Origin of the sequence: Pantoea sp. GM_Pan_4 (genome assembly GCF_026541005.1) — a bacterium.
Taxonomy (GTDB): Bacteria; Pseudomonadota; Gammaproteobacteria; order Enterobacterales; family Enterobacteriaceae; genus Pantoea; species Pantoea dispersa.
Genome location: NZ_JALNUZ010000003.1, coordinates 442,210 through 460,299, shown reverse-complemented (window position 1 = coordinate 460,299; position 18,090 = coordinate 442,210). Strand labels below are relative to the sequence as shown.

Below are 18,090 nucleotides of genomic sequence, written 5' to 3'. Positions count from 1 at the left end.
TCAATGCGCACCCTACAGGTTTTGTAGGGTCGCCATTCATGGCGACCTGCCATCAAACCGCACAAATCCGTAGCGGCGCGATTTCGCGGTGCGCATAAATGCACGCCCGGCGAAACCTGTAGGGTCGCCATTTATGGTGACCTGCCGTCAAACCGCACAAATCCGTAGCGGCGCGATTTATCGCGCAAACAGGTTATGCGGCACCTTTATGGCAACCTGCTGTGCAATCGGGCAAAAAATCGCCCCCACTGTAACCGCGCCATGAACTGCACGGTCGCCATTGATGGCGACAGAAAAACCCAACGCTGCATGGACAGCAGGAGAAAACATCATGGAAATCGCCTACTGGCTAATCGGTACACTGCTGGCGCTGTGCGTCGGTAGCTTTCTCAACGTGGTCATTTATCGCCTGTCGCAGCAGGTAATGAACCCGCAACCCGGCATTCCCCTGCTGCTGCCGCGCTCGCACTGTCCACACTGCCAGACCACGCTGCGCGCGATCGATATGCTGCCGCTGCTGAGCTGGCTGCTATTACGCGGACGCTGTCGCTACTGCCACCACCCGGTGAGTCTGCGCTACCCGCTGACGGAACTGCTCACCGCCGCGATCAGCCTGGCGCTGGCCTGGCTGCTGCCGCCCGATAGCCGCCTGCCTGCCGCCCTGCTGCTCGCCTGGATTCTGCTGGCGCTGACCCTCATCGACATTGAGCATCTGCTGTTGCCGGACGCTCTCACCCTTTCACTGCTGTGGCTTGGCCTGCTGTTCAAAGCGCTGCACTGGCTGCCCGGAACGCTGCATGACGCGGTGTTCGGCGCGATAGCCGGCTACAGCGCACTGCGGCTAATGGGTGGACTCTACCAGCTGATAAAAAAGCGCCCCGGTCTCGGTGGCGGAGACGCCAAACTGCTGGCTGCGCTGGGTGCCTGGCTTGGCTGGGCGCTTTTACCCTTTGTGCTGTTACTGGCTTGCACAGGCGCAATTTTATTTGTTCTGCTGGCCCGATTAGGCTGGCAACGCGAGCTGCATCACGTGCTGCCCTTTGGTCCTTGGCTGGCACTGGCGGGCATAAGTCTTTTTATTCACACGATTATTTAATCGCCTGTTCATATCGCGGCGCTAAAATAAATGGCCAGTTTCTGTCCAACGCCCTGATTCCTATATGAAAAGAATAAACAATTCTAAACAAAATTAATCATTGTGATGTGCGTCAAAAGGCTCTATATTGGCCGCGTTTTTTGAGCCACTGATACTTTTTTGTTCAACTAGTCAATCGGCCAGCCTGTTCGAGCCCCGGTTGAAGGAGAGATATGATGACGGATAAAGTCCGTATTGATACTTTTGGTGCCAACTCATTCAACGGAAACAACGACGCATTCTTAGCCCGTCAGGCTGAGTTTGAATCAAACGTCAGGAGTTACCCGCGCAAGTTGCCTTTAGCGATTGCCAAAGCCAATGGCGTGTGGATTACGGATGTTGAAAACAAACAATATCTTGACTGTCTGGCTGGCGCAGGGACGCTGGCACTTGGTCATAACCATCCTGATGTTCTGCAGAGCATCCAAAATGTCATTACCAGCGGCTTGCCGTTACATACTCTTGATCTGACGACGCCACTGAAAGATCAGTTCTCCGAATCTCTGCTCTCGCTGCTGCCAGGTCAGGGTAAAGAGTACTGCCTGCAGTTCACCGGTCCATCCGGTGCTGATGCCGTTGAAGCGGCGCTGAAACTGGCGAAAAAAGTCACCGGCCGCAGCGGCGTAATCAGCTTCTCTGGCGGTTACCACGGGATGACGCACGGCGCGCTGTCCGTGACCGGCAACCTGTCGCCGAAAGAAGCGGTTGACGGCATGATGCCAGAAGTGCAGTTCATGCCTTACCCGCACCTGTACCGTTGCCCGCTGGGCCTCGGCGGCGAAGCTGGCGTGAAAGCCCTGACCTACTACTTCGAAAACCTGATCAACGACGTTGAAAGCGGCGTGCGTAAGCCTGCGGCCGTGATCCTCGAAGCGGTACAGGGTGAAGGCGGCGTGAACCCGGCGCCAGCTGAGTGGCTGCAGCGCATCCGCAAAGTGACCCAGGAACACGGCATTCTGCTGATCCTTGACGAAGTCCAGGCTGGCTTTGCCCGTACCGGTAAGTTCTTTGCCTTCGAACACGCGGGCATTGAGCCAGACATCATCGTGATGTCTAAAGCGGTGGGTGGCGGTCTGCCTCTGGCCGTGCTGGGTATTAAAAAGCAGTTTGACGCCTGGTCACCTGGCCACCACACCGGTACCTTCCGCGGCAACCAGCTGGCGATGGCAACCGGTCTGGCGACGCTGAAGATCCTGACCGAGCAGAACATCGCCGGCAAAGTGGCAGAACAGGGTGAATGGCTGAAAGCCCAGCTGAACGCGATGGCGAAACGCTTCCCGGTTATTGGTCACGTACGCGGCCTCGGGATGATGATCGGTATCGAAATCGTTAAGCCACACGAGCCAGCTGACCACATGGGCAGCTTCCCGGCCGACGGCGAACTCTCTGCACTGCTGCAGAAAAAATGCTTCGAAGCCGGTCTGATTCTGGAGCGTGGCGGTCGTCACGGTGCGGTACTGCGCCTGCTGCCATCACTGCTGATCAGCAACGAAGAGCTGGCCGTGTTCCTGGATAAATTTGAGCAGGCGCTGCTGGGCGCTGGCGTCAAACCTGTTTGACTGGAAGAGTAAATGTCTGAAGTAAACCCGATTCTGGCCGCCTCGGCCCCGAGCATTGAGGCGTACCAGCAGGCGATTGCCCAGAGCAGCGCCGCGGTTGTGCAGTGGCTGCAACAGCCTGAGATGTACCAGGGCAAAACGGTTGCCGAACTGCGCGAGCGTATCACGCTCGACTTCAATCCAAACGGCCTGGGCAACCAGGCCGCGATTGAACGTGCGATTGAATATTTCCTCAAAGACAGTCTGGCGGTGCACCATCCGCAGTGCGTTGCGCACCTGCACTGTCCGAGCCTGGTGGTAAGCCAGGCGGCTGAAGTGCTGATCAACGCCACTAACCAGAGCATGGATTCGTGGGATCAGAGCCCTTCTGCCACCATTATTGAAATCAAACTGATTGAGTGGCTGCGTGCGCAGGTTGGCTATCCGGCCGGTGATGCGGGCGTGTTCACCAGCGGCGGTACGCAGAGCAACCTGATGGGCCTGATGCTGGCACGTGACGCTTTCTATGCGCGTCAGGGCCATTCCGTGCAGCAGCACGGCATCACTGGCGATCTGCGCAAGATTAAAGTGCTGTGCTCAGAAAATGCCCACTTCTCCGTGCAGAAGAACATGGCGCTGCTGGGCCACGGCTATCAGTCTGTGGTGCAGGTGAAGTCGGATCAGTTCGCCCGTATGGACGTGAATGACCTGAAAGCCAAACTGGCGCAGGCTGAAGCCAACGGCGAACAGATCCTGGCGATCGTCGCGACGGCAGGTACTACCGATGCCGGTGCCATCGATCCGCTGCGTGAAATCGCAGCCATTGCCGCTGAGCACAACATCTGGGTGCACGTGGATGCGGCCTGGGGCGGTGCGCTGCTGCTGTCTGAAAAGTATCGTCATTACCTGGATGGTCTGGAGCTGGTGGATTCCGTCACCCTCGACTTCCATAAACAATACTTCCAGACCATCAGCTGCGGCGCGTTCCTGCTGAAAGACGCGCGTCACTATGAGCTGATGCGTTATCAGGCAGCTTACCTGAACTCCGAGTTCGATGAAGAAGCTGGCGTGCCAAACCTGGTGTCCAAATCACTGCAGACCACGCGTCGTTTCGATGCGCTGAAACTGTGGATGGGTCTGGAAGCGCTGGGTCAGAAGCAGTACGCCGCGATTATCGACCACGGCGTAAGCCTGGCACAGGACGTCGCGCAGTTCGTTGAATCTGAGCCGCGTCTGGAACTGGTAATGCAGCCACAGCTGGCCAGCGTGCTGTTCCGCTATCGTCCAGCCCAGCTGAGCGACAGCGCGCAGATCGCCCTGTTCAACCAGCGTATCGGCGATGCGCTGCTGGAATCTGGCCGCGCTAACGTCGGTGTGACCGAGCATGCAGGCGTGACCTGCCTGAAGCTGACTCTGCTGAACCCGACCGTCACGCTGGAAGACATCAAGCTGCTGCTGGCGCTGGTAGAAAAAACCGCTGCTCAACTGCTGAGCGCCTGATTAGGCGTGAAGTGAACAAGCCGCTAACCGGTAACGGTTAGCGGCTTTTTTTATGGGTTACAGACTGATCGCCGCACGCTGGCTCACTGCGGAATGCGCGCAATCACCTTGATTTCGAAATCATAGCCCGCCAGCCAATTGACGCCCACCGCCGTCCAGTTGGGATAAGGCTCATCGCCGAAGAAGCGCAGCCGTACTTCGTTCACCGTGGCGAACTGCGCTTCCGGATCGGTATGAAACGTGGTGACGTCAACCACGTCATCAAAACTGCAACCGGCGGCCTTCAGCACTGCCGTGAGGTTAGTAAATGCCTGATTAACCTGACGCGTGAAATCGGGCTCGGCGGTGCCATCATCCCGGCTGCCTACCTGGCCGGAAACAAATAGCAGGTCGCCGGAACGAATCGCCGCAGAGTATTTATTGATGTTGTACAACGCCTGACGGCCCGCTGGAAAAACAGCATCGCGTTTGTTCATAATCGTACTCCTGAAGATGAGTGAAGAAAGCGGGTTAGCTATGCCCACTTCGCTTTAACATACGCCGCGTATGTATTACTATGTTTTACATACGCGGCGTATGTCAATGCAAAATTTAAGGAACAGCGATGGCAGCCAGACGACGGGCAGACCAGGTGGAAGAGACGCGCGGCAAACTGATTGCCGCTGCACGACGCGCGTTCGCGCAGAAGGGTTACAGCGAAGCGTCAATGGATGACCTCACGGCAGCCGCCGGGCTGACGCGCGGTGCGCTGTACCATAATTTCGGCGACAAGAAAGGGTTACTACAGGCGGTCATTGACCAGATTGATGGCGAGATTCTTGAGCAGATGCGCGCAGCCGGACAGCAGTATCACACTCGCTGGCACGCGTTTCTGGCGGAAGCCATTACCTATATCGAGATGTCGCTGGAGCCGGAAGTCCAGCGCATTATGCTGCTGGATGGCCCGGCGGTGCTGGGCGATCCGTCGCGCTGGCCTAATCAGACCGCCTGTCTGCGCACCACCGCCGCCATGCTGGCGGAGCTGATCGAGGAAGGTACGGTGAAACCGGTCGATACCGAAGCGGCGGCGCAGCTGGTCAACGGCGCCGCGCTCAATGCCGCGCTGTGGATTGCCGCTGCCGATGAGCCGGTCGCGGCGCTGCCGCGTGCGGTGCAGGCCTTCCGGCTGCTGGTTTCCGGGCTGCTGGTCAACCCGGCGTCGCATTGAGTTCGCGTATCCAGCTGAGGAACGCCTGCAGCGGTGCCGGGATCAGCCGACGGTCGTTGTAATACAGCCACAGGCCGGGAAAGCTGAGCCACCAGTCGGCAAGAATCGGTTGCAGACTGCCGTTGGCCAGCGCCGGCTTCAGCCAGTCCTCAAACAGGTAGACCACGCCGGCACCGGCGATGGCCGTTGACACCGTCAGCTCCATCGCCGCACCGATGCTGCAAATCAGCGGCCCCTGCGGCTGTAGCGTGATGCGTTCCGCGCCGCGGCTGAACTCCCATTCGGCCGTCACCCCGGTGGCATAACGACCATACAGACAGCGATGCTGCATCAGGTCGCGCGGATGCTGCGGCGTACCGTAAGCCGCCAGATAGGCCGGCGCCGCGGCCGCGGCAAAGCGCTGCACGCGCGGACCAATCGGCAGCGCCACCATATCCTGCTCCAGATGATCGTCGTAACGGATACCGGCATCGCAGCTGTCGCGAAAAATGTCCTGCACATTACTCTCCGCCACAATCTCCAGCCGGATGTCCGGATAGCGCTGCAAAAATCCCGGCACAATCGCCGGTAATACCAGCCGCGCCGCGCTGACCGGCACGTTCAGCCGCAGCGTGCCGCCCGGCGTGTCACGGAACGTGTTCAGGGCATCCAGCGCCGCATCCACTTCGTTCATGGCGGGCAGCAGCCGTGACATCAGCGCCCGGCCCGCTTCGGTCAGTACCACCGTTCGCGTGGTGCGATTGAACAGCCGAACGCCCAGTTGCTGTTCGGCGCGCCGCACCGCATCACTCAAACGCGACGGATTGCTGCCGCTCATGCGCGCCGCCTCGCGAAATCCGCCAGCTTTTGCCACCGCCACTACCGCATGCAGCAACGCCATATCCAGCGCCATTGTGCGTCACTCCGTACAGTCTGTCCTGATTTGCTCGGATAGTCGCACAGCACCGTTGTGATTACAATTTAAACACTATCCGATGAAGGAGGTTTACATGTCACAGGCTACCACCACTTACACACTGGGCGACCGTCAGGTTGCCCGTCTCGGCTACGGTGCCATGCAGCTGGCCGGTCCCGGCGTATTTGGCCCGCCGAAAGATGAAGCCCGCGCGCTACAGGTGCTGCGCGATGCCGTGGCTGCCGGTGTGAATCACATCGACACCAGTGATTTTTACGGGCCGCACATCACAAATCAGCTGATCAAAAAAGCGCTCTATCCTTACCCCGACGATCTGGTGCTGGTGACCAAAGTGGGTGCCCGACGTGATGCCAAAGGCGGCTGGCTGCCCGCCAGCACGCCGGAGGAGCTGACGCAGGCGGTTGAAGACAACCTGCGCAATCTTGGCCTCGACGTACTGGAGGTGGTCAATTTACGCTCGATGCTGAGCGTTCATGGACCGGCAGAGGGATCGCTGGAGCCGCAAATCGAGGCGATGATTAAGTTGCAGCAGCGTGGCCTGATTCGGCACATTGGCCTGAGTAACGTGACCGCCAGTCAGGTCGCGCAGGCACAGCATATGACGCCGATTGCCTGCGTACAGAATCTGTATAATCTCGCCAATCGTCAGGATGATGCGCTGATCGACCAGCTGGCGGCGCAGGGCATTCCCTACGTGCCGTTCTTTCCGCTCGGCGGTTTTTCGCCGCTGCAGTCGGAACAGCTCAGCGCGGTGGCCAGCACGCTCAACGCCAGTACGCTGCAGGTGGCGCTCGCCTGGCTGTTGCAACGCTCAGATAATATTCTGCTCATTCCCGGCACCTCCTCGCCGCAGCATCTGCAGCAAAATCTGGCCAGCGCGGCGCTGACGCTGAGCCCGGAGGTGGTTGCGCAACTGAACAGCATTGGCCGGGCGTAAGGCACACGCCGGGGCTATCCCCGCCCGGCGATGCCCGCTTCCACCAGGCAGGCTTTGAGCACACCAAACGCATCCTGACACTGGCGCTCATCCACGCAGGCGTAACCGAGCAGCAGACCGCGTCGCTCCTGCGGATGCATATAGTATTGCGACAGCGGCCGCACCTTCACGCCGCGTCGCAGCGCCAGCGCGGCAATCGCCACATCATCGCAGCCCGGAGGCAGATTCAGCACCAGATGCAGCCCGGCTTCATGATTGACCACCGGCATAAAGGCCGCGCCCAGGTAGCGCTCAATCAGCGTCATCATAAAGCGCCGGCGCTGACTATAGAGTTTGCGCATGCGCCGGATGTGCGTCATGTAGTGGCCTTTCTGGATGAATTCCGCCAGCGCGCGCTGCACCAGCAGATGCCCGCCGCGATAGAGTTCGGCCGCCGCCACGCGCAGCGGCTGCGCCAGCGCTTTTGGTACCACCAGATAGCCGAGACGCAGCGCGGGATAGAGCGTTTTACTGAAAGTGCCCATGTAGATCACTGGCGCATCCGGCTCAAAGCCCTGCAGCGAGGGAAATGGCTGGCCGGCGAAGCGAAATTCGCTGTCATAGTCATCTTCCACCAGCCAGCTTTTGTGTTTGCGCGCCAGGTCGAGCAGTTGCCTGCGCCGCTCCAGACTGAGATGCACACCCAGCGGATACTGGTGTGACGGTGTCACAAAAATCATCTTCGGCGCTTTGCTGCGCGGTGCCAGCTCCGGGATAATGCCCTGTTCATCCACCGCTTTGGCCTGAATTTTTAGTCCGTTAATGCGTAACAGGTTGCGTGTGCCCCAGTAGCCTGGCTCCTCGATCCACACCGGATCGCCCGCGTCGCACAGCACGCGCGTCACCAGATCCACCGCCTGATGAATGCCTTCAGTAATGATGATTTGATCGGCGTCGGCACGCACCGAGCGCGCCACGCTGAGATACTCAGCCAGCGCCTGGCGCAGCTGCGGACAGCCGCCGTTACTGCTGTAAATCAGCCGCTCGATGTCGGGTTCGCGATTCAGCCGCGACTGAATCTGGCTAAACAACTTATGCGGAAACTCACGCACATCCGGCGCGCCGGGCACAAACGCACCCCACTGATAAGGCGAGGCATTGGCGTGACCGAGCAGCGTGGCGCCGCGTTTTGAAATCGCCGCCGGTTTACTCATCAGGGGTTCACTGAGCGGCAGCGCCGGCACGCTGTTCAGGCACCCTTCCGGCAGGTTTTCTGCAATCCAGGTGCCGCTGCCGGTGCGCGCGCTGACATATCCCTGCGCGACCAGATTTTCATAGACGTTGAGCACCGTATTACGCGACACCGCCAGCTCGCGCGCTAAATCACGCGTCGCTGGCAGGCGTGAGCCGCGTGGGAAAATGCCCTCTACAATCGCCGCCTGCATGCAGTGCAGCAGGCGCTGCTGCAGCGTGCCTTCCGCGACAAACTGTAGTCGTTCCAATACATGATCGGCGTACAAACTCCGCAATTGGCTCCATCCTTCTCAGTGAAATTGGCTCTGGCAACCGCGCTCAGTGCAGGCATAAATAAACGTGTTTGTCGTGATTTGTAAAGACGCTTATCGCTAAGGAAAGGTTATGGAAGGTAAAAACAACCAGTTGCAACAACGCAAAGATGACGCGCTGCCGCGCGGCACCGGTAATCTTTGTCAGTGGTATGTCGATCAGGCCGAAAACGCCACGCTGCGTGACGTTGAGGGCAATAGCTGGATTGATTTCGCTGGCGGCATCGCGGTGCTCAACACCGGCCACCGTCATCCGCGTATCGTGCAGGCCATTGCCGATCAGTTAGCAAAATTCACCCATACCGCGTTCCAGGTCACGCCGTATGAGAGCTATGTGGCGCTGGCGGAACGCATCAATCAGCGGGTGCCAATTGCCGGTAAAGCCAAAACCGCTTTTTTCACCACCGGCGCTGAAGCGGTAGAGAATGCGGTTAAAGTGGCGCGCGCCGCTACCCGTCGGCACGGCATCATCACCTTCGGTAACGCCTTTCACGGCCGCACCTTCATGACCATGGCGATGACCGGCAAAGTGGCACCTTACAAGCGCGATTTTGGCCCGATGCCGGCCTCGGTGTTTCACGCCCGCTACCCTAACGCGGTCACCGGCATCAGCGTTGAGGACGCTATCGCCAGCCTGCACGACCTGTTCAGCCACGACATCGCGCCGCAGGATGTGGCCGCCATCGTACTGGAACCGGTGCAGGGCGAAGGCGGTTTCCACATCGCGCCGGCAGAGTTTCTTACGCAGCTGCGCGCGCTGGCCGATGAGCACGGCATTCTGCTGATTGCCGATGAGGTACAGAGCGGATTTGCCCGCACCGGCAAGCTGTTCGCCATGGAACACTACAGCGTGCAGCCCGATCTTATCACCATGGCGAAAAGCCTGGCGGGCGGCATGCCGCTGTCGGCGGTGAGCGGTCGTGCTGACATCATGGATGCGCCCGGTCCGGGCGGGCTGGGCGGTACCTACGCCGGCAATCCGCTGTCGATTGCCGCCGCGCATGCGGTGCTGGATGTCATCGACGAAGAACAGCTGTGCCAGCGCGCCAGCGAACTGGGCGCGACGCTGAGCGAACTGCTGCACCGCGCGCGCCGCGCTAACGCGTCGATTACCGACGTGCGTGCGCTGGGCTCAATGGTAGCCGTGGAGTTTGCCAGTGCGCAGCAGGCGCAGGCGCTGCAGCAACAGGCGATGGCACGCGGTCTGCTGCTGCTCACCTGTGGCCCGCAGGGTAACGTGATCCGCTTCCTCTATCCGCTCACCATTCCGGATGCCCAGTTCCGTCAGGCGCTGGATATTCTCGACAGCCTGCTCAGCCAGCCTTAGCGTTCCACCCATTGTCCGATCGCTTGCCTGCCGCGTGCAGGCAAGTTTCACCTGCATAACAGGCGGGGTCTGCCCTGCCTGAGAGACGATCTGGAGAGATATTGATGACTGCTCAGAATGCCGATGTACTGGCTCAAAGCCTGAAACCCCGCCACGTGCGCATGCTGTCGATTGCCGGAGTGATTGGCGCCGGGCTGTTTGTCGGTTCCGGCCATGCGATTGCCGAAGCCGGACCGGCGGTGCTTCTGGCCTATATCGCCGCCGGCGCGCTGGTGGTGCTTATTATGCGCATGCTGGCGGAGATGGCGGTCGCCTCACCGGACTCCGGTTCCTTCTCCACTTACGCCGACAAGTCTCTTGGCCGCTGGGCCGGCTTTACCATCGGCTGGCTTTACTGGTGGTTCTGGGTACTGGTGATCCCGCTGGAGGCCAACGCCGCCGGCACCATTCTGCACGGCTGGTTCCCGCAGGTGGCGGTGTGGGAATACACGCTGGCGATCACCAGCTTCCTGACCATCAGCAACCTGTTCAGCGTGAAAAACTACGGTGAGTTTGAGTTCTGGTTCGCGCTGCTGAAAGTGGTGGCTATCGTCGCCTTTCTTTGTGCCGGCAGCCTGGCGCTGTTTGGCCTGCTGCCCGGCAGCAGCACGCAGGGTATTTCACATCTGTACGACACCCACGGTTTCATGCCTAACGGTATCAGTGCCGTGCTCGCCGCCATTCTCACCACCATGTTCTCTTTCATGGGCACGGAAATCGTCACTATTGCCGCCGCCGAATCTAACGAACCGCGCAAGCAAATTACCCACGCCACCAACTCGGTGATCTGGCGTATTGCGCTGTTTTATCTGCTGTCGATCTTTCTGGTGGTGGCGCTGGTGCCCTGGAACACGCCGTCGCTGATGAAAGCCGGGTCTTACCAGACGGCGATGGAGATGATGAACGTGCCGTATGCCCGGCAGATTGTCGATGTGGTGGTGCTGATCGCGGTATGCAGCTGTCTTAATTCTGCGCTTTATACCGCGTCGCGCATGCTCTATTCCCTGTCGCGTCGTCAGGATGCGCCAGCAGCGGCCTCGCGCACCACGCGCAGCGGCACGCCGTGGGTCGCAGTGCTGATGTCTACCGCCGCAGCATTTCTGGCGGTGATCGCCAACTATCTGGCGCCGAGCGCGGTGTTTGAGTTCCTGCTGGCCAGCTCCGGCGCCATTGCGCTACTGGTTTATCTGGTCATTGCCGCTTCGCATCTGGTGCTGCGGAAAAAGCGCGAGGCGCGCGGCGAGCAGCTCAGCTATCGCATGTGGCTGTTCCCGGGTCTGACGTGGGCCACCATGGTGTTCATTGTTGGCGTACTGACGTCAATGCTGTTCAATGCACAGCATCGTTCAGAAATTATCGCCACCGGGCTGTTGACGCTGCTGGTGCTGGTTGCCAGCCAGATAGTGCACCGCAAGCGCGCGGCGCGTAAAAACAGCGAGGAGATGGTAGCGCTGCGTTCGTAACGCTCGCCTTAACGGGCACGGAAGCCCGCCGTTACTGCACATCAATACTGATTGACTCTTCCGCCACGTTAATCGTCACGGTGCAGTGCGTCCACACCGGCTGCCCTTCAGTCATCTCATGTTCGATAAAGTATTGCTGAAAGTCTTTCAGCGCGGCACTGAGATCGCCAATCGCGCGCGCGTCCGGCTCGAACCAGTCCGGTTCGCCGTTTTCATCAAGGTAGTTAAACTGAAACTGCCCGCCCTCCTCATCGGCAAACAGCTCCGCCTGCACCACCAGCACCTGCGCGCCGTCGGGGCCACAGCTGAAAATGATCTGGCCAATGCGGCGATAAAGGTCTTCGTATTGCATAGTGAGAACTCCTGTAAGATGCGGGACGCGCGACAGCGCCGCGGCGGCATTCATCTTAGCCAATGTATTGACATTATGTCTGAGGATCAGAGAATGAACGCCTGCGAATAACGGACTACAAGAAACGGAGTTTATCATAGCCTGTTCAGCGCGTTACCTCTCTGTTACCCACATTAAACGCGTCGCCCGTCTGCTGTCTGCCGTGCTGTTGCTGGCCAGCTGCGCCTCGGAGCCGCCAAAATCGCTGGTCACCCCGTTTCCGTCGCCGACTAAACCTCCTGTTCCGGCTAAACCCGCAGCGCAGACTGAACCAGTGCGCGGCGTCTGGCTCACTACGGTGTCGCGCCTCGACTGGCCGCCGATATCCTCCGTCACAGCCAGCCCGGCGCTGCGTATTCGCCAGCAGCAGCAGGCGCTGACGGCCAAACTGGATAAGCTGCACAGCCTGGGGATCAACACGGTGTTTTTCCAGGTGAAGCCCGATGGCACCGCGCTGTGGCGTTCGCGCATCCTGCCATGGTCCGATACCCTGACCGGCAACATCGGGCAGGATCCGGGTTACGATCCGCTGCAATTTATCCTCGACGAGGCGCACAAACGCGGCATGAAGGTGCATGCGTGGTTCAATCCTTACCGCGTGTCGACCAATACCAAACCTGCGACCGTGACGGCGTTAAACAACACGCTCCAGCTGCAGCCGGCCAGCGTGTTTGTGCTGCATCGCGACTGGATCCGCACCGCCAGCGACCGCTTCGTGCTCGATCCGGGCATTCCGGCGGCGCGCGACTGGATCACCAGCATCGTGGCGGAAGTGGTGTCAAACTACGCCATTGATGGCGTTCAGTTCGATGACTATTTCTACACCGAAACCGCGGCATCGCCGCTCAATGACAGCGCCACCTTCCGCCAGTACGGCGCGGGCTTTGCCAGCAAAGCCGACTGGCGGCGGCACAATACCCAGCTGCTGATCGAACAGGTTTCCCACACGATTAAACAGCTCAAGCCTGGCGTTGAGTTCGGCGTCAGCCCGGCGGGCGTATGGCGTAATCTGTCGCACGATGCGGCCGGCTCCGATACGCGCGGTGCGGCGGCTTATGATGAAGCCTATGCCGACACGCGCCGCTGGGTGCAGCTTGGCCTGCTGGATTACATCGCGCCGCAGCTCTACTGGCCGTTTGCCCGCCAGGCTGCGCGCTATGACGTCCTGGCGCGCTGGTGGGCCAATGTGGTACAGCCAACCCACACCCGGCTGTACATCGGCGTGGCGCTGTATAAGGTGGGTGAAGCTTCAAAAAGTGAGCCGGACTGGACGGTTCAGGGCGGCGTTCCCGAACTGAAAAAACAGCTCGATCTGAATGAATCGCTGCCGCACATCGACGGCACCATTCTGTTTCGCGAAGATTATCTTAATCAGCCGCAGACGCAGCAGGCAGTCGATTATTTACGTCAGCGCTGGGGAAAGATTGATTCAGGCCAGCAGAGGAATACTGCTGGTCTGAAGCGTTAGCGCGGGTTATCCGGATCGAGTAATTCAATACTGCGCGGCACGCCGTTCACGCGGACTTTCAGAAAACGGCGGGTGATCCACTTCCCCACGGCATCCTGCTCCTGCCGTTCAAAAAACGGCCCACGCAGCAGCAGTTCCTTATTATTGTTGTAACCAAAGCCGACATCTTTATTGCCCACCCAGTGCTGCTCAAAGGCGACGACCGGCTGGTTATCCAGTGCCGTGGCTTCTTCCGCACTGCAGGCGGTAAAACTTTTGCGGAAAATAAAACACTGACCGGACTGATAGCGATCGCGCCCGTTGGTTTCCACCAGCGCAATTGAGAAGCCGGTATAGGCCGGAATTTTAACGTACAGTTTGGTGTGTGCGCCTTTGCCCTCAATATGCACCTTAATTACGGGTGAGGAGCCTTCGCTGTGCCAGCTGCCAATGGTGTTATCGTCGTTGCGCGCCTGCAGATAAATATGCGCCACGCCTTCCGGTGTCCGGTAGCTGTAATCGGTTTGCGTTTCCGACTGGGAAACATACTGCGCGCTGCCGAGAATGCGAACGTGAATTTGTGAGGTGGCGTCGGAAAAATTAAATTCGCCGACGTAAAACCATTTCGCGTCTTTGCCACGGTTATCCATGTGATGCTGCGAGGTAGTGAAGTCATAACTCAGCGATCCCTGAATGATCGCGCCAAGATCGGAAATCTCCATCACGCCACGATCGCCCTCCGCCAGCAGCGTCCAGGGCTCAATGCCCTCTTTGCTGAAGTCAAAGCCCGCGCTGTCGCGGTGCACGCTTTTCTGGATAATCATCGCGCGGCAATAGCCCATTTTCATGGGATTTTGCGTCGATTCAATCACCAGCCCTTCAATGGTCCACTGACCATTGGTGAGATCGCCGGCGAATTCGGAGTGCTCGATCCAGCCATTACGAATAAACGATTGCGTACAGCGCGGCAGATCGAATACCGGCTGTCTGGTGCTGCGCTGCAAATTAAAGTTGGAGAGTTCAATCGCGGTCGAATGATCCCAGGCGCCTTTTTCCCGATCGGACCAGCGCGCATAGACAATACTGCCCTGACAGCCACGTGAATAAAACTGGTCGATTTTACAGTCCAGCGTATCAATCAGTTCCAGCGCCCGCCCGCCGAGGTAGCGAAACTCCATACTGCTGACGCGCAGAAACTGGCCACCGATAATACTGTTGGTAAAGAAGCCGACATTATTAAACGCCGTGCCGCCGTCTTCGCCGCTGTCAGAACTCATGCCTTTCACCACAAAACCGGAAATTTCCACATAGCGTGCGCGCACGCTGAAGAAATGGGTTTTGCGCGGTTTCGGTCCCCAGTTAAATTTCAGCGTGGTGGTGGGGAAATAACCGAAGTTGACCGGCGCGCCGGAAATTTTAAAGCGGTTAATCTCTCTGTCGCTGCCCAGCACTTCCGCTAAATCAAAGCCGGACAGGCTGAACTCACCGGCGGTAAAGCGAATGCCCGCGGAGGGTAAAACACGCTGCGACCATTTAAACATGCGGATCACCGCATCAATACAATCGGTGGTGCCATCGGCTATCGCGCCAAAATCCACCACCGTGACCGCGCTGTAATCAAGGACTACTCTTTTCCAGCGCTTTTTACCGGACGTCACAAAATTCAGCCCGCCGTCATCGGGCGTGCTGTTGTCGGTGGCATCGTAGACAAACACGCCGCCGCCCATCCGACTGCCACGGCTGTATTCCAGCACCGACGCAATTTCGCCAATCGAAACAGGTTCCTGTTTACGTAAATCGTCAATGGTATGTAATTGAATCACCGTCCCGGTGGCAGATGGTGTGGTAGTGCTGGTGGTGCCAGATGTATTCGCCATGGTGTTCCCCATAAATTATTAACGTAATACGACAGAGCATCAGCAGTATAAGTGATTGAAAATTAATATATTGACCTGTACCAGCTTATACGGGAGCTTTTCAGCGGCGTGATGTGGCGAGAGAGAATAACGATATGATTCCGGAAGGAAAGCGAAGCGACAAAATTACGTTTTACAGATTTATCGCAGAATAATTGTGGTAATCGCCGGTACGAACGTTCTGATTAATTTGACTTACGAAGAAGAATGGCTTGAATTATCGAAATATTTCCCGCGATCATCAGTTTAAATTTTTACGCGAGATAACGCGCCAGTGAAACTTTCCGACTGGCGCGTCGCCGTCAAAATGTCGCGTTCAGGCCAATATTCCAGCTCAGCTGATGATAGGCGCTGTTGCCGCCGATCGCTGAAACCCCGGCAAAGGCGTTGACCGTTTCACCCAGCGGCACGCTGGCCCCCAGCGACATATCCAGCCAGTTTTTATCACCGGCGCTGACGCTGCGTACAAACCCGGTCTGCGTTGACTTCAGCCCGGCGCGCACCGTGTTCTGCGTATCGCCAAACTGGTGGTTATAACTGAGCTGCGCCCACGGATTCACCGGCCACAGTTTGCTGTCGATACGCCAGCCAAGCGCGCCGATTTGCGAATGCAGGGTTTGATCGGAAAAGCGCATGGCGGTGCTGCTGTCGCCGTTTTCGCTGTAGCCCCCTGCCCGCACATAATCCAGTGCGTAGCTGGCAACCGGGCCGGTGGAAAGGTGTTCGCCTATTGGCAGATCCCAGCCGGTTTGCACCCGTAGCCCGAGCATTTTTCCGCTGCTGCTGCCCTGTTCGGTGCGCGTTGCCGGGCCGATATTGATGCGACGTTCGATGCTGTCAAAATCGAGATCGGCATAGTGCACATTCGCATTGATCCAGCCCTGCTCCAGCAGCGTCAGCTGGCTATACAGCGCCAGCAAATTGCCGCGCAGCTTGTAATCATAGTGCGCCGAAGGATGCTGGTGCTGCGCGGTGCTGGACAACAGCAGACCCGCCTGCCAGTTATCCGTGAACTGATAGCCTAATCCCAGCGTCAGGCTGCCAGTATCAGCGTCGCCGTTAAGCAGGCTGTCGCCGCGATAGTCAATATGCTGACCGGCATAGCCGCCGAACACGCTGACCTGACCGGCGCTGGCCGGCTGCTGACGCTGCTGCTGTAAATGGCCGTCGAGGGTGTTCTGCATATCCCGCGACAGCATCAGCGGCGCCCGTGCCAGTGCCGCCACCTGCGCAGGTGCGTCGAGGATCGATTGAATGTAGTCGGCGATCATGGCATGTACCGCCGGGCTGGGATGCAGCCGGTCGGCAAACAGATAGGCCTGCGCGTTGCTGAAACCGGGCGTTGATGAGGTGCATTCGGCGGCAGAGGTGCCGACCGGACAGGCCATCCCCAGCGTATTGCTCAGGCCATAGCGTTGCGGATTGGCAATTACCTCGTTGAACAGGCCGGCGATGTCGGCACGCACAATGTTGCCATTCAGCGCCACCAGCCCGGCCTCTTCCTGCTGGTTATAGCCATCGGAGAGGGCCGTCACCTGCTCGCTGAGCACCTGCCAGGCCGAAAACAGCTGCTGCGCCAGCGCGGCACGCAGCGCCGGGATGGTCGATACCTGTGCGGCGGCCTGATCGAATGCGTCGCGCACCGCCTGCTGGCGCGCAGCCACGTCGGGCGTGGCATGGCTGTCCAGCGAGGCAAACGCCGCGACCATCGCCGACTGCGCCGCCGGGCCCAGCACACTCAGCACCGCCTGCACCATGAAAGGCGTGGAGCCAAGCTGCGGCACGTTTGGCACGATTACCGCCCCCGCACCGGCATCCAGCAGGGTTTTGATTTGCGACACCGCCGCGCTGGCGCTGTTGCTGATGGTCTCGCGCGCGGTAAGCGGATTGGTCACCGCCGCCGCGATATCGTTAGCGCCCACCCAGTGAATGTACAGTCCGTTGCTATCTGCGCGGCCGCCGGTGGATTGCAGATAAGCAGCCAGCTGGTCTTGCGTATTGAGGCTGGCATCCAGCGCCGGCACGGTAACGCCGCCGCCCTGTGCATAGTTGCTGCCACCGCGCGACGACGGCTGCAGCGTTTGTCCGAGCTGTGCAGCAAGAATCTCGTCATACAGCGGATGCTGGGCGCCATCATAAGTAAAACGCCCGACATTACCGCCATCGCTCAGGCTATCGCCGAATACCGTCAGGTTATCCCACGCCAGAGCGTTGAACGGCACATACAGGCAACTCAATGTGGCAAACGCGACCGCCGATCGCGTCAGGTTGCGACTTTTCATCATTCACTCCGAATCAGGTCAGAAATCATGTCTGACCGCTTAAGGTGCCAGCGCGGCAGGATGCCTTGGCGCAGGGTGAAAACCGCTTAAACAGCGGAAAGGACAGTGATAACAAGGATGCTTAAGGTGTAGTCAGGCAGGCGCGCCTTTACCAGGCAGAGAGCGGAAATTTGCGGGGTGGATCGGCACGTCAGGGATTGCGGGCTGATAATCGCAGCGTGAGGAACGGTGCTTTGAGTGACGAAGCGGCGGCGTTGACTGAAGCCAGTATAATGCGCAGATCTCAGGTATCCATATAACTCACTGATCTTATTGATATCAAGCTGCTCCCGGATGCCAACCGGGGTTGCAGTTTTAGGCAATTTGCGACGTGACACAGGCGCAACAAAAAGTTATCAGGCAACTTCCGGAAGTGATGGCTTTCGAATACGAAGCGGAGGCAAGTGAT

15 protein-coding genes are annotated in these 18,090 nt (G+C 58.7%); 8 read left to right on the top strand and 7 right to left on the bottom strand.

Features of this window, described 5'->3' with window-relative positions; translation table 11 throughout:
* Positions 1–177: 177 nt before the first annotated feature.
* Positions 178–333, bottom strand: a complete 156-nt coding sequence (locus tag OXR61_RS11185) for a hypothetical protein (RefSeq protein ID WP_155519926.1) — start codon at positions 331–333, stop codon at positions 178–180.
* Here OXR61_RS11185 and OXR61_RS11180 point away from each other — a divergent pair.
* The 3 genes from OXR61_RS11180 (at position 332) to OXR61_RS11170 (ending at position 4,173) form a co-directional block, all read left to right on the top strand.
* The gene (locus OXR61_RS11180) at positions 332–1,096 is read left to right on the top strand and encodes an A24 family peptidase (protein ID WP_021509097.1); all 765 of its coding nucleotides are present in this window, start codon (positions 332–334) and stop codon (positions 1,094–1,096) included. The two genes, OXR61_RS11185 and OXR61_RS11180, sit on opposite strands and share 2 nt — an antisense overlap.
* Positions 1,097–1,311: 215 nt before the next feature.
* Positions 1,312–2,694, top strand: a complete 1,383-nt coding sequence (locus OXR61_RS11175; protein WP_021509096.1) for a diaminobutyrate--2-oxoglutarate transaminase — start codon at positions 1,312–1,314, stop codon at positions 2,692–2,694.
* Positions 2,695–2,706: 12 nt separating this feature from the next.
* Positions 2,707–4,173 carry an aspartate aminotransferase family protein gene (locus OXR61_RS11170; protein WP_021509095.1) on the top strand — a complete coding sequence of 489 codons (1,467 nt, stop codon included), beginning with the start codon at positions 2,707–2,709 and terminating at the stop codon, positions 4,171–4,173.
* Between the two features lie 83 nt (positions 4,174–4,256).
* Here OXR61_RS11170 and OXR61_RS11165 read toward each other — a convergent pair whose 3' ends face one another.
* On the bottom strand, positions 4,257–4,649 hold the full coding sequence (locus tag OXR61_RS11165) for a RidA family protein (protein ID WP_021509094.1): 393 nt from the start codon (positions 4,647–4,649) through the stop codon (positions 4,257–4,259).
* Between the two features lie 128 nt (positions 4,650–4,777).
* On the opposite strand from OXR61_RS11165, the gene OXR61_RS11160 reads away from it, so the two are divergent.
* Positions 4,778–5,380 carry a TetR/AcrR family transcriptional regulator gene (locus OXR61_RS11160; RefSeq protein WP_021509093.1) on the top strand — a complete coding sequence of 201 codons (603 nt, stop codon included), beginning with the start codon at positions 4,778–4,780 and terminating at the stop codon, positions 5,378–5,380.
* Here OXR61_RS11160 and OXR61_RS11155 read toward each other — a convergent pair.
* Complete coding sequence (locus tag OXR61_RS11155) at positions 5,361–6,272, bottom strand: LysR substrate-binding domain-containing protein (protein ID WP_021509092.1); 912 nt, start codon at positions 6,270–6,272, stop codon at positions 5,361–5,363. The two genes, OXR61_RS11160 and OXR61_RS11155, sit on opposite strands and share 20 nt — an antisense overlap.
* Positions 6,273–6,369: 97 nt before the next feature.
* On the opposite strand from OXR61_RS11155, the gene OXR61_RS11150 reads away from it, so the two are divergent.
* A complete protein-coding gene (locus OXR61_RS11150; RefSeq protein WP_267412137.1) occupies positions 6,370–7,233 on the top strand; it encodes an aldo/keto reductase family oxidoreductase in 864 nt (287 codons plus the stop codon).
* 14 nt (positions 7,234–7,247) lie between these two features.
* Here OXR61_RS11150 and OXR61_RS11145 read toward each other — a convergent pair whose 3' ends face one another.
* Positions 7,248–8,741: a PLP-dependent aminotransferase family protein gene (locus OXR61_RS11145; RefSeq protein WP_031280012.1), complete on the bottom strand. Its 1,494-nt coding sequence runs from the start codon at positions 8,739–8,741 to the stop codon at positions 7,248–7,250.
* Positions 8,742–8,850: 109 nt separating this feature from the next.
* On the opposite strand from OXR61_RS11145, the gene gabT reads away from it, so the two are divergent.
* Both gabT and gabP read left to right on the top strand, forming a co-directional pair.
* A complete protein-coding gene (gene gabT, locus OXR61_RS11140) occupies positions 8,851–10,104 on the top strand; it encodes a 4-aminobutyrate--2-oxoglutarate transaminase (RefSeq protein ID WP_021509089.1) in 1,254 nt (417 codons plus the stop codon).
* A gap of 98 nt (positions 10,105–10,202) precedes the next feature.
* Complete coding sequence (gene gabP / locus OXR61_RS11135) at positions 10,203–11,606, top strand: GABA permease (protein ID WP_223815692.1); 1,404 nt, start codon at positions 10,203–10,205, stop codon at positions 11,604–11,606.
* Positions 11,607–11,637: 31 nt separating this feature from the next.
* On the opposite strand, the gene OXR61_RS11130 is transcribed toward gabP, so the two are convergent.
* On the bottom strand, positions 11,638–11,958 hold the full coding sequence (locus OXR61_RS11130) for a hypothetical protein (RefSeq protein WP_021312978.1): 321 nt from the start codon (positions 11,956–11,958) through the stop codon (positions 11,638–11,640).
* A gap of 172 nt (positions 11,959–12,130) precedes the next feature.
* Here OXR61_RS11130 and OXR61_RS11125 point away from each other — a divergent pair, with 172 nt between their 5' ends.
* Complete coding sequence (locus OXR61_RS11125) at positions 12,131–13,465, top strand: glycoside hydrolase family 10 protein (protein WP_052022867.1); 1,335 nt, start codon at positions 12,131–12,133, stop codon at positions 13,463–13,465.
* Here OXR61_RS11125 and OXR61_RS11120 read toward each other — a convergent pair.
* Together OXR61_RS11120 and OXR61_RS11115 are read right to left on the bottom strand one after the other, a co-directional pair.
* Entirely contained in the window at positions 13,462–15,321 is a 1,860-nt protein-coding gene (locus tag OXR61_RS11120; protein WP_021509086.1) for a hypothetical protein, read from the bottom strand. The genes OXR61_RS11125 and OXR61_RS11120 overlap by 4 nt on opposite strands.
* A 341-nt stretch (positions 15,322–15,662) precedes the next feature.
* On the bottom strand, positions 15,663–17,642 hold the full coding sequence (locus tag OXR61_RS11115) for an autotransporter domain-containing protein (RefSeq protein WP_267412156.1): 1,980 nt from the start codon (positions 17,640–17,642) through the stop codon (positions 15,663–15,665).
* Between the last annotated feature and the right edge of the window lie 448 nt (positions 17,643–18,090).